The following is a 12,407-nucleotide window of genomic DNA, read 5'->3' on the forward strand; positions in this document are numbered from 1 at the left end:
CTCAACCACCGAGGCCGTGGGCGATCACCTTGCGCATCAGATTGGGCAAAGCTTCGTCCGACAGCGTCGAGATCTGCGTCCAGCGCATGCCGGTGGGGGCTCGGGTGCCGGCCGAGGCATGCGCCACATACACGGCCAGCTCCAGCGGGAAGTGCGTGAACACATGGCTGACGACGCCGGCCTTGCGATACCAGCGGGTGACGCCTTTCAGAGCGGGCGCCTGCGCCTTGGCGGCGGCTTCGTCCTGATCGGGCAACCAGTCGGAGTTCGGCACCTCGGTCATGCCGCCGAGCAGGCCCTTGGCGGGGCGGCTGCGGACCAGCACCTGATCGCCGCGGATCACCACGAAGGCGGCACCGCGGCGCAGCGTCCCGGTCTTCTTCGGCGCCTTGCGCGGAAAGCTCTCGGCGTCGCCGCGCAGCCGTGCGGCGCAGCCCTGCATCAGCGGGCACAGCGCGCAGGCCGGCTTCTTCGGCGTGCAGATGGTGGCGCCGAGATCCATCAGCGCCTGGGCGCTGTCGCCGGCGCGGGACGGGCCGAGCAGCGTTTCGGCCAGCGCCTTGATGCGCGGCTTGACCTTCGGCAGTTCGTCCTCGACCGCGTACAGCCGCGACACCACCCGCTCGATATTGCCGTCGACCGGCATCGTCCGGCGGCTGAACGCGATCGCGGCGATGGCGGCGGCTGTGTAGGGCCCGACGCCGGGCAGCGCCCGCAGCCCCTCTTCGGTGTCGGGAAAGCCGCCGCCGTGCTGACGCGTCACCGCCACCGCGCAGGCGTGCAGGTTGCGGGCGCGTGAGTAGTAGCCGAGCCCGGCCCACATCTTCAGCACGTCGTCGAGCGAGGCCTCGCCCAGCGCCGTCACGGTCGGCCACCGCGCCATGAACTTGTCGAAATACGGCCCGACCGCACGAACGGTGGTCTGCTGCAGCATGATCTCCGACAGCCACACCGCATAGGGATCGGCGGTCGCGCCGGGCGGCGCCCGCCACGGCAGGGTGCGGCGATGCCGGTCGTACCAGGCGAGCAGCGCGGCGGGCCGCGCGCGCAATAAAGCGTCGCTGGTGTCGTGCTCTGCTGTGATGACCGGGGATTGTTTCCGCCGCGGCGCCGCGCCTGCTAGACTCATGGGCGGTATCGTCGCAAAGCGTCCCTGCATGAGCAAGCCCGGCCCGATCTCCGCCAAGCCACTGTCCGGCCTGTTGGGCGCAACGCTGTCCGAAGCGTTCGCCAAGCAGGGCTTTGCGGCGCGCGAACTGGTGACGCGCTGGGCCGAGATCGCCGGCCATCAGATCGCGGCGCATTCCGAGCCGCTGAAGATGCAGTGGCCGCGCCCGGTCGACGGCCAGCCGGTGGAACCGGCAACGCTGGTGCTGCGGGTCGAAGGCCCGATGGCGCTGGAGATCCAGCATTCCTCCGACCTGATCCTGGAGCGGGTCAACCGCTTCCTCGGCTGGAATGCGGTCGGGCGGATCGCGCTGCGCCAAGCGCCGCTGTCGCGCCGGCCGCGCAAGACCGTGCCGCCCGGTCCCGATCCGGCGGCGGTCGCCCGCGTCGCCGCGACACTCGACAAGGTCGCCGATCAGGATCTGCGCGACGCGCTGGCGCGGCTCGGTGCGACAATCAAGCGGAAGTGACGCCGGCCGTTTTGGCGGTGCTCAGGCCCGGCATTGCCACAATTGTTGTTTCAAGCTAGCGACATCCCAAGGTCGTGCGGCTCGAGCGCCGCTGACGTGTCGTTGTCCGCGGCGTGTCCCGCCGAACTGGAGCTGTTTGCCGATGATCACGCGCCGCACTTTTACCGCCGCCTTATCGCTGACCGGAGTCTTCGCCGTCGCTGGCGTGTCGCCGTTCCGGCTGATCGACTCGGCCTTCGCCCAAAGCAAGGAAGCCGCGGCCGCCGCCGACGTCGCCAAGCCGATGTCGCTGCCCGACATGGCGCTCGGCCCGAAGGACGCCACCGTCACCATCACCGAATACGCCTCGCTGACCTGCTCGCACTGCGCCGCGTTCAACGAGCAGGTCTATCCGCAGATCAAGAAGGCCTACATCGACACCGGCAAGATCCGCTACGTGTTCCGGGAATTCCCGCTCGACATCAAGGCCGCCGCCGGCTCGATGCTGTCGCGCTGCATCGCCAAGGACGATTCCGCCAAGTACTTCGCGGTCACCGACGTGCTGTTCAGGAGCCAGACCGAGTGGGTGCTGAAAGACACCACCGAACAGCTCAAGCGGATCGGCAAGCAGGCCGGCCTTTCGGGCGAAGAGGTCGAAGCCTGCCTGAAGGACCAGAAGCTGCTCGACAAGATCGCCGCCGACCAGAAGTACGCCAACGAAGTGCTGAAGGTGAACGCCACCCCGACCTTCTTCATCAACGGCGAGATGCTGCGCGGCGAGAACTCGTTCGACGAATTCGCCAAGCGCATCGACGCCCTGCTGGCGAAGAAGAGCTGAGGCGAAGGCGTTTCTCTGCCTTGTGTCGGCAGGGCGCGCGATCCCCTCCACCACCGTCATTGCCGGGCTTGACCCGGCAATCCATCTCCTTCGCAAGAGGGCCTCCAGTCAGCGCGCTTGCGCGCGATGGATCCGCGGGTCGAGCCCGCGGATGACGCTGCGAAGAGCGGCAGCGTCGAGCTCCGATTGAGATGTCAAACAGCCACGCCCGATCGTTCTCGCGGCTCTGCTGAGCCCGAGCTATGCGCCCGTCGTCGTCACGACGAGGGGCGGGGGCGCGCCGCTTGGCGCAAATTGGTGGTTGGATCGCGATGGCTTGCGAACCATCGCGCGACGCCGTCACGGCGCGCCCACCAGCGGCGATCTTTTGGCATCGGGACCGTTCTTCCGGGCGCGGGGAGCGCGGGGATTTCTCCCGTCTCGTTCCGTCCCGTCCCGTCCAGCCACGCACAGGGCAGCCGCTCGTAGTAGCGGCGGACGGCGACCTTCTGCCTCCCGGACGTTGTGGGTGCGAGCCACACCGCGCAGGACGCCGCGTCAAGCTCGGCGCCGCTGCACCATGCAGCTTCGCCAACCCCTCACCGGCCGGTCTCCCGGCCGACGATCTGTCCCGCTTCCAAGCGCCCTCGAGAAGCGCCCCTCACGGACAGGACGATGCGGACTATAGTCCTTATAGGAATATTGTCAAGCTCGCACGCGCGACGCACTGCGCACCGCTTTTCGACCGCGATGAGGGCATCTCCGTCATTCCGGGGCGCGCGTAGCGCGAGCCCGGAATCCATATCCCCTGCGTTGCTGATCGCACGAACTTACGTCCCGCTGATCATCGCAACCGAGACTTCACGGCGTATGGATTCCGGACTTGCGCGCAAAAGCGCGCAATCCGGAATGACGAACGCTGCGTCAGCAAGTCCTTTCAGAGAATGGGCAATACCTAGTTGCGACCGACACAGCCGGCGGCATTGCGAAATCCCCAGCTTTATCGCGCTTTTTCGGCGAATCCCGCCGTGGAAAAGCCCGCTGGCGTGGTTGCTCCTGCCTTAATCGGCCGCCATTGTCGCCGGCTAACGCTGCTGCCGGCTGCGAGCGAGTTGCGACCGGGCGGGACAACCTATGGTATTGTCCTGCTTGAGAGATTCGCTACAGCCGCGGGAACCTGCGGCCCATAGAGCATCGGACCAGATGAAACTCACGCGTCTCCGCCTCCACGGCTTCAAGTCGTTTGTCGAGCCCACCGACTTCATGATCGAGCCGGGTCTGACCGGCGTGGTCGGGCCGAACGGCTGCGGCAAGTCCAATCTGGTGGAAGCGCTGCGCTGGGCGATGGGCGAGACCTCGCACAAATCGCTGCGTGCGACCGACATGGACGCTGTGATCTTCGCCGGCTCGGGCAACCGCCCTGCCCGCAACCACGCCGAAGTGGTGATGTCGATCGACAATTCCGATCGCACCGCGCCGGCGGCGCTGAACGATGCCGACACGCTCGACATCTCGCGCCGGATCGAGCGCGAGGCAGGCTCGGTGTATCGCATCAACGGCCGCGAAGTCCGCGCCCGCGACGTGCAGCTGCTGTTCGCCGACGCCGCCACCGGCGCCCGGTCGCCGGCGCTGGTTCACCAGGGCAAGATCGGTGAAATCATCCAGGCCAAGCCGGAACAGCGCCGCCGCGTGCTGGAAGACGCCGCCGGCGTCGCCGGCCTGCACGCCCGCCGGCATGAAGCCGAACTGCGGCTGAAGGCGGCCGAAACCAACCTGACCCGCGTCGAGGACGTGATCGGCCAGCTGTCGACCCAGGTCGACGGCCTGAAGAAGCAGGCGCGCCAGGCGATCCGGTTCCGCGAGGTCGCCGCCAAGGTCCGCAAGACCGAGGCGATGCTGTATCACCTGCGCTGGCGCGACGCGCAGGCCGAGGTCGGCGCGGCCGCCGAGGTGCACGATCTCGGGGTGCGGCAGCTCGCCGAATGCACCCGCGTGCAGGCCGAAGCCTCCCGCATCCAGGCCGATCGCGCCTCCACTTTGCCGAGCCTGCGCGAGGCCGAAGCCCGCGCCGCTGCCGGCCTGCAGCGACTGATCAATGCCCGCGAACAGCTCGACCGCGAAGAAGCCCGCGCCAAGGAGCGCGTGGTCGAACTGGAGCGGCGGCTGACGCAGTTCTCCTCCGACGTCGCGCGCGAGCAGCAGCAGGCGATCGACGCCGACGCCGCGCTGGAGCGACTCGACACCGAAGACGTCGAGCTGCGCGAGGAGATCCTGGAGCGGGTCGAGAAGCGCAGCGGCGTCGACGAGCGCGTCGCCGAAGCCGATGCCTCGCTAAGCGAGGCCGAGCAGCTGTTTGCCGAACTCACCACCCAGCTCGCCGAACTCACCGCGCGGCGCAACCAGTTCGAGCAGAGCGTCCGCACCCATCGCGACCGGCTGGCGCGGCTCGACACCGAGATCAAGAACGTCGAGAGCGAGATCGATCGGCTCTCCGCCGAGACCTCCGGCGCCGGCGACCTCACCGAACTCGCCGAAGCGGTCGAGATCGCCCAGGAGCTGCTCGCCGAGCAGGAAGGCGCTGTGCAGGAAGCGGAAGCTGCACAAATCGCCGCGCGGCAGACGCTGGACGGCTCGCGGGCACCGCTGGTCGATGCCGAAAAGAAGGTGCAGCGGCTCGAGACCGAAGCCAAGACCATCAGCAAGATCCTCAACGGCGAGACGAAGAATCTGTGGCCGCCGATCATCGACGGCATCACCGTCGCCAAGGGCTATGAAAAAGCCATCGGCGCGGTGCTCGGCGACGATCTCGACGCGCCGGTCGATCCCAGCGCACCGATGCGCTGGACCGATGTCGGCGTGCAGCCGGAAGACCCAGCGCTGCCGGAAGGCGTCGAAGCGCTGGCGCAGCACGTCACCGCGCCGCCGGAGCTGGCGCGCCGCCTCGCCCAGATCGGCGTCGTCACCAAGGAGCGCGGCAATGAGCTGTGCGAAAAGCTCAAGACCGGCCAGCGGCTGGTGTCGCTCGACGGCGACGTCTGGCGCTGGGACGGCTTCGTCGCCTCGGCCCATGCGCCGACCGGCGCCGCCCGCCGCCTCGCCGAACGCGCGCGCCTGACCGATATCGAGAACGAACTCGAGCAGGCCCGGATCGAGGCCACCGCCAAGCGCCAGGCGCTGGAAACCGCGGAAGCCGACTTGAAGATGGCCGCCGCCGCCGAGACCGCCTCGCGCGAGAGCCTGCGCGGCGCCCGCCGCGAGGTCGACGCCGCACGCGAGCGCTTCGCCGCCGCCGAGCGCGAGGTCAACCGCCACGCCGCGCGCAAATCGGCACTGGCCGAAGCGCAGTCGCGGCTCGCCACCGACCGCGCCGAAGCCGAAGCCGCGCTGGAGAACGCCGAGGCCCAGATCGCCGACCTGGAGCCGAACACCGAGGCCGAAGCCCGCCTCGCCGCGGTGCGCGGCGACATCGACGGCCGCCGCCGCATCGCCGCGCAGATCCGCGCCGAAGCCCAGGCGCTGGCGCGCGAAGCCGAGCTTGCCGACAAGCGGCTGCAGGCGATCGCCGCCGAGCGGATGGACTGGCAGAAGCGCAAGGCCGGCGCGGCGTCGCAGATCGCCACCGTCGAAGAGCGTGTCGCCGAACTCACCGCCGAGCGCGCCGAGCTCGAGAACGCGCCGGAAGTGTTCGCCGAGAAGCGCAGCGCGGTGATCACCGAGATCGAATTCGCCGAAGCCGATCGCCGCGCCGCCGCCGACGCGCTGGCGGCCGCCGAACAGGCAATGTCCGAGACCGACCGTCTGGCGAAAGCCTCGCTCGAACAGCTCTCCAGCGCCCGCGAAGCCTGCGCCCGCGCCGAGGAGCGGATGGAAGCGGCCCGCCGCCGGCTCGAAGACGTCGAGCGCGAGATCCGCGACATGCTCGAGGTCGAGCCGCAGGCCGCCGCCCAGCTCGCCGAGATTGTCGAAGGCGCTGAACTGCCGCCGCTCGCCGAGATCGAAGAGAGCCTGGACAAGCTGCGCCGTGACCGCGAGCGGCTCGGCGCCGTCAACCTACGCGCCGAAGAAGAACTCAACGAGGTCGAGACTCAGCACGGCACGCTGGCGGCCGAGCGCGACGACCTCGTCGAAGCGATCAAGAAGCTGCGCACCGGCATCCAGAGCCTCAACAAGGAAGCCCGCGAGCGGCTGCTGGCCTCGTTCGACGTCGTCAACGGTCACTTCAAACGGCTGTTCACCACGCTGTTCGGCGGCGGCGAAGCCGAATTGAAGCTGATCGAAAGCGACGATCCGCTCGAAGCCGGTCTCGACATCATCGCCAAGCCGCCGGGCAAGAAGCCGCAGTCGCTGTCGCTGCTGTCGGGCGGCGAGCAGGCGCTGACCGCGATGGCGCTGATCTTCGCGGTGTTCTTGACCAACCCGTCGCCGATCTGCGTGCTGGACGAAGTCGACGCGCCGCTCGACGACCACAACGTCGAACGGTTCTGCGACCTGCTCACCGACATGGCGAAGACCACGGAAACGCGGTTCATCACCATCACCCACAACCCGATCACCATGGCCCGCATGAACCGCCTGTTCGGCGTCACCATGGCCGAACGCGGCGTGTCCCAGCTCGTCTCCGTCGACCTCCAGGGCGCGGTGGATATTCTGGATCAGAACGTGGCGTGAGCGGCGCTCGCGCCAAGGCAGTGACGCGGCGCGGAGGGATCAACGGATCCGTCATCGCCGGGCTTGACCCGGCGATCCATCTTGTTCGCATATCATCTTCATACTGCGCGCTGCGCGCGCTGATGGATGCGCGGGTCAAGCTCGCGCATGACGCTTCAATGAGCGGCGACACATCGAGCAGCCGTACTCCTGCGCTGCCGGCGAGACGCGGTGTCATCCGGCAAAGGGTGAGCTGTTGATCCCCCCGTCCCTCCCCGCCGAACTCAAAGCCGCGCTGGAGCAGTTGCTGCAGGGGACGCAGCGTGCCGACGCGGCCGCGCGGGCGGAGCGGATTTCGCTGACCTATCGCGGCGGCGGCACATCGGCGCCGATCGCCAGCGAAGCCGACGCGCTCGCCTATGCGGGCGCGCGGATGCCGGCGACGTATGCGGCGGTGATCGCCTGCCTCAATGCGCTGACTGCGATCCGCCCCGATTTCGCACCGGCGACGCTGCTCGACGTCGGCGCCGGGCCCGGCACTGCGAGCTGGGCCGCCGCTCAAGCGTTCGAAACGCTGCAGGGCTTCACCCTGCTCGACGCCAATCCGGCGCTGCGAAACCTGGCGCTGCGGCTCACCGAGGCAAGCCGGCTCTCCGCGATCGACTACCGGCTCGGCGACGCCGGCAAAGCGCTGGCCGATGCGCCGGAGGCGCCGCTGGTGATCGCCAGCTACGTCATCAACGAACTCGGCGATGCGGCGCGCGCCTCATTCGCCGACGCGCTGTGGCGCAAGACCAGCGATACGCTGCTGGTGGTCGAGCCCGGCACGCCGGCTGGCTACCAGCGCATCCTGCAATTACGCGACCGGCTGATCGCGCAAGGCGCGCACGTGATCGCGCCGTGCCCGCACGAGAATGCCTGTCCGCTGACCGCGCCCGACTGGTGCCACTTCGTGCAGCGGCTGCCGCGCTCGAAACTGCATCTGCAGCTCAAATCCGCCGACGTGCCGTTCGAAGACGAGAAGTTCAGCTACGTGGCGCTGACGCGGGTTCCGCTGCCGCAGCGGCCGGCGCGGGTGCTGACCCAACCCGAACAGACCAAGGCGGCGATCACCGCCAAACTCTGCACGCCGGCCGGCAAGCTCGAGCTCGCAGTCGCCGCGCGCCGCGACAAGCCGGCCTATGCGCGGTTTCGGCGGCTGGACTGGGGCGACGCGCTCGAAGCCCAGGCCGACTGATCAGAACGCGACCTTGACCTTGCCGGTGACGAGGTGGGTGACGGAGTCGCTGCTGCCGACGATCGCATCGTAACCGATCGATACCAACGTCGCCTGCCCGAGCCGGCCGGTGACGCCGGTGCCGAACACGCCGCGGTCGCGGATGCCCTGGCCGGTGAAGGTGGTGAACACGCCCGGCAGCGTCGGCTCGACGAAGTTGGCGTCGATGCCGCGCACGCCGTCGCGGAATTCGTGCAGCCAGGCCAGCCGCAGTTCCGGCGTCAGCACGCCGTTGCTGGTCTGCAGATCGTGCGCGATCCGCAGGCTGGCGCCGGACCGCAGCGACTCGGCGCGATCGGCCGCAACGCTGAGCGCACTGACGCTGCCGGTTTCGGTGAACGCATCGGTGGCGACGCGCGTGTATTGCAGGCTCACTTCCGGCGTGACCACGAAGCCGCCGAACATCCGCAAGTCGGTGCCGATCGCACCGCGCACCGTATAATGATTGCCGTCGAACCGTGAGCTGTTGGCACTGCCGAGCGCGACGCGGCGGTTGTCGTAGCCGTCCCAGCCATAGAAGCCGAGGAGGTTGGCGTACCACGCCGGCGCCCGGTAGCTACCGTAGCCGCCGATGCTGCGGCTGGTGATCTTTGTGGTGCTGCCGAGCGAATCCAGATCGCCGCTGGTCAGCGCGTAGCCGCCGAACGCGCCGACCACCCAGCGGTCGGAGACGCGCCAGTCGGCGCCAGCGACGACGCTGGCGGTGGTCGAGCGGGTCGCGCTCACGTCGGGACGAGCGCCTTCGCGCGAACTGCTGAGGCTGGAGCCGACGAACACGCCGAAGCCCGGATCGAGCGCCGCGCGCAGCGGCGGCGCCTTGGTGATCGGCGCATAGGCCAGCGCATCCGCATTAGCACCCCAGCCGGAGGCGGTGAGCGCATCGCGCATGTTCCAGGCGCCGAGCGAGGCCAGCGTCCGCTCTATCGGCGAGCCAGAGGTGCCGAACAGGCCGGCATCGGCCATCGCCAGCGCCGTGCCGGCGCCGCCGAGATCGCTGCCGCCGCCGAACCTGGTCTGCATCATCCGCTGATCGATCAGCGTACCGGTTTGCGACACCGAGTTCAGCGTCATCCGGCCCAGCGCCTGATACGAAGCCGGCGAAAGCTGCGCCAGCGCCGCGCCGACATCGGCCGCGCTCGCCACGCGGTCGATCATCGTCTGCGCATCGGCACTCGCCGCGACGCTGTTGGAGAGATTGTCGAACAGCCAGGCCGGGCCGGCGCTGCCGGGCTTCGACGGGCTGGCGAAGGCCGAGAACGACGGCGCGAATGCGTTGGCCACCTCGAACGAGGTGTACAGCGTGCCGCCGATATTCACGGTCTGGCCGGCCGCGAGTTGCGCCCGCTTGGCGTCGGACAGACCGACCTTGTAGTAGTTCAGCGTATCGGTGCCGGCGCCGCCGTTGACCAGGCCGACGATCCGCGAGCCCGGCAGAATGTTGACGGTGTCGTTGCCGCCTTCCATGTTCACGGCACGGCCATTGTTGCCGATGATGGTGCCGGAGTTGGTGAGGACGTCGTTGCCCTCACCCATCTGGATCGCCGAGCCGTCGCCGCGGATGAAGCGCGCCGAGCCGGTGCCGGTGTAAGTGACGCCGTCGAGGGTGCCGACCGAGCCGGTGTCGGGCGTGCCGTTCTGCAGCAGCACCACGGCGTTCGGATCGGGGATCGCGCCGTTGCCGATGATGGTGCCGGCGTTGACGATGGTGTCGTTGTCGGCGGCGGTGCCGGTCTTGTTCTCCAGCCGGATCGCGAAGCCGTTCTGGCCGATGATGATGGCGCCGGCATTGTTGGTGATCGTGGTGGCCGCGACGCCGCTGCGGCTGCCGTCGGGGTTCGAATCGTTGTTGACGACGATGCCGTAGGACGCCCCCGAGATGGTGCCGAAATTGGTGACGGTGCCGCCGCCGATCGACAGGCCTTCGCTGTTGTTGAGCCGGCCGCCGGAATCGTAGCCGCCCGCGCCGGTGCCTTCGATGATGCCGTAATTGGTAACGGTGGCGGCGAAATCGACGTCGACGCCGTCACCGTCGCCCGTGCCGCTGCCGTTATAGGCGCCGGTGATGCGGCCGTAATTCACCACCGTGCCGGTGCCGTCGGAGCCGACGCCGGAGCCGTTGCGGCCGATGATAGTGGCGCCGGCCTCGTTGGTGACGGTGACATTGGCGTCGGTGGTGATGCCGTGGCGGAAGCCCGAGATGGTGCCGCCGGATTTGTTGATCACCGTGCCCGAATGACTCTGCCAGTCGATGCCGTCGTTGCTGCTGCCGACCGCACCGTCGGAATAGATCAGTCCGTAGTTGGTGACGGTCGCGCCCTCGCCGGGCCGAACGGCATCGGCGCCGGTCGAGCGGATCACACCGGTGGCGCGATTGATGATCTGGATGGTGCCCGAGGTGAGATCGTTGAAATCGATCGCCTGCCCGGTCGCGGTCGACGTGATGGTGCCGGCATTGTCGATCGTGAAGCTGCCCGTGGTCGCCAGCGTGCTGGCGGTGACGCGGATCGCATCATCCTGCGACTGGATCGTGCCGGTCGAGGTGTTGATCACCGTGAATGCGGTGACGGTGCCGAGGTTGCTGATATTCAGATTGATTGCACGATTGGCCGTGGTGGTCGCATCGATCAGCCCGGCATTGGTGATGGTGGTGCTGCCAGAGCCCGGCCGGATCGCATCGTTGCCGAGTGCCCGGATGATGCCGCCGGCATTGTTGTTGATCTGCACCGTGCCGGTCGCCGAGCTGTTGCTGGCGAAGTCGAACACCTGGCCGGAGTTGGAGACGATCGTGCCTGAGTTATTGATCACCACCGTGCCGTTGCCGATCGCGGTGTTGAGCCGGAACGCGTCGTCCACGGTCGAGATCAGCGCACCGGCGAAGTTGTTCAGCGTCAGGCTGCGCGGCGGATTGGCACCCGAGGTGTCGATGCCGCGATTGCCCGACGAGATCGTGCCCGAGTTGTTGATGACCACGCTGGCCGCCGGACCGGTGAAGGTGATGGCGGTGCCGCTGACGTTCAGCGTGCCGCCGGACTCGACAGTGCCGGTATCGGTGCCGGTGACGGTCTTGGCGGTGGTGTCGGTGGCTCCGGAGGAGACGTCGAACGAGGCGGCGCTTGCCGGCAGCGAAACGGAGACTACACCCAGACACGCAAAAACCATCCAGCTCGCGCCGGCACGCCACTTCAACATCGACCCACCCCCAAATTTGGGGGCACTCGTAGGTTCGGCAATTGACAGCGGAATGACGGTCGGAAGACACGCCGACTGGCAGGATGCTGCGCGTCGCACTGATGCTCATCTGCAACGAAAACACGGATCATGAGTTGCAGTTGATGCAGACACACGTCGGCACGCGCGCAACGCCGGGCCGATTGAACATTCGCGCCTGCAGCAACGACCAACAGACGCCGCGCGGGGTGCGCGGCTTTGGCTGCGTGCGTGCAAGTCGGCGCGCCGGCGCAGGGGTTTGGTTGGATGGGAGCCGCCAATATGTGGATCTTTCTCGGCATCGTCGTCGCGCTCGCGCTGTATGCGCTCGTGACCTACAACCGCCTGGTCGCGCTGCGGCAGCGCGTCGGGCAGGCGTTCGCCGACATCGACGTGCAGCTCAAGCAGCGGCACGACCTGATCCCGAACCTGATCGAGACGGTGAAGGGCTACGCGGCGCACGAGCGCTCGACGCTCGAGGACGTCGTCAAGGCGCGCAACGCAGCGCTCTCAGCACAGGGCCCCGGCCAGATCGCGGCCGCCGAGAACGCGCTCACCGCTTCGCTTGGCCGGCTGATCGCGCTCGGCGAGGCCTATCCGGACCTCAAGGCGAACGTCAATTTCCAGCAGCTGCAGAGCGAGCTCAGCGATATCGAGAACAAGATCGCGGCGAGCCGCCGGTTCTTCAACAACGCCGTGCAGGAGTACAACACCGGCATCCAGCAGATGCCCGCCGCGCTGTTCGCCGCCCCGCTCGGCTTCACCCACAAGGACTATTTCGACCTCGGCGAAACGCGCACCCAGGTCGAACAGGTGCCGCAGGTGAAGTTCTAGCGTTCGTCAT

7 protein-coding genes are annotated in these 12,407 nt (G+C 68.0%); 5 read left to right on the top strand and 2 right to left on the bottom strand.

Annotation, left to right across the window (positions count from 1 at the left end):
* Position 1: 1 nt before the first annotated feature.
* A complete protein-coding gene (gene mutY, locus HZF03_RS22540; RefSeq protein ID WP_179906226.1) occupies positions 2 to 1,129 on the bottom strand; it encodes an A/G-specific adenine glycosylase in 1,128 nt (375 codons plus the stop codon).
* A 28-nt stretch (positions 1,130 to 1,157) separates the two neighbouring features.
* Between mutY and HZF03_RS22545 the strand changes: the two genes are divergently transcribed.
* The 4 genes from HZF03_RS22545 to HZF03_RS22560 all read left to right on the top strand — a co-directional run bounded on the left by HZF03_RS22545 (position 1,158) and on the right by HZF03_RS22560 (position 8,317).
* Positions 1,158 to 1,637: a DUF721 domain-containing protein gene (locus HZF03_RS22545; protein ID WP_011160020.1), complete on the top strand. Its 480-nt coding sequence runs from the start codon at positions 1,158 to 1,160 to the stop codon at positions 1,635 to 1,637.
* Between the two features lie 142 nt (positions 1,638 to 1,779).
* Entirely contained in the window at positions 1,780 to 2,454 is a 675-nt protein-coding gene (locus tag HZF03_RS22550; protein ID WP_011160021.1) for a DsbA family protein, read from the top strand.
* Between the two features lie 1,182 nt (positions 2,455 to 3,636).
* Positions 3,637 to 7,101, top strand: a complete 3,465-nt coding sequence (gene smc / locus HZF03_RS22555) for a chromosome segregation protein SMC (RefSeq protein ID WP_119018250.1) — start codon at positions 3,637 to 3,639, stop codon at positions 7,099 to 7,101.
* 235 nt (positions 7,102 to 7,336) lie between these two features.
* Positions 7,337 to 8,317: a small ribosomal subunit Rsm22 family protein gene (locus tag HZF03_RS22560; protein WP_119018251.1), complete on the top strand. Its 981-nt coding sequence runs from the start codon at positions 7,337 to 7,339 to the stop codon at positions 8,315 to 8,317.
* Here the strand turns inward: HZF03_RS22560 and HZF03_RS22565 are convergent, their stop codons facing one another.
* Positions 8,318 to 11,545: an autotransporter family protein gene (locus HZF03_RS22565; RefSeq protein WP_119018252.1), complete on the bottom strand. Its 3,228-nt coding sequence runs from the start codon at positions 11,543 to 11,545 to the stop codon at positions 8,318 to 8,320.
* A gap of 300 nt (positions 11,546 to 11,845) precedes the next feature.
* On the opposite strand from HZF03_RS22565, the gene HZF03_RS22570 reads away from it, so the two are divergent.
* Entirely contained in the window at positions 11,846 to 12,397 is a 552-nt protein-coding gene (locus HZF03_RS22570; protein WP_012497677.1) for a LemA family protein, read from the top strand.
* Positions 12,398 to 12,407 lie beyond the last annotated feature (10 nt).

This window comes from Rhodopseudomonas palustris (assembly GCF_013415845.1).
Lineage (GTDB): Bacteria > Pseudomonadota > Alphaproteobacteria > Rhizobiales > Xanthobacteraceae > Rhodopseudomonas > Rhodopseudomonas palustris_F.

What these genes read in the sequence shown, in the direction of transcription:
- mutY (WP_179906226.1), bottom strand. Translation starts at nt 1,129, where the DNA reads ATGAGTCTAGCAGGCGCGGCGCCGCGGCGGAAACAATCCCCGGTCATC.
- HZF03_RS22545 (WP_011160020.1), top strand. Translation starts at nt 1,158, where the DNA reads ATGAGCAAGCCCGGCCCGATCTCCGCCAAGCCACTGTCCGGCCTGTTG.
- HZF03_RS22550 (WP_011160021.1), top strand. Translation starts at nt 1,780, where the DNA reads ATGATCACGCGCCGCACTTTTACCGCCGCCTTATCGCTGACCGGAGTC.
- smc (WP_119018250.1), top strand. Translation starts at nt 3,637, where the DNA reads ATGAAACTCACGCGTCTCCGCCTCCACGGCTTCAAGTCGTTTGTCGAG.
- HZF03_RS22565 (WP_119018252.1), bottom strand. Translation starts at nt 11,545, where the DNA reads ATGTTGAAGTGGCGTGCCGGCGCGAGCTGGATGGTTTTTGCGTGTCTG.
- HZF03_RS22570 (WP_012497677.1), top strand. Translation starts at nt 11,846, where the DNA reads ATGTGGATCTTTCTCGGCATCGTCGTCGCGCTCGCGCTGTATGCGCTC.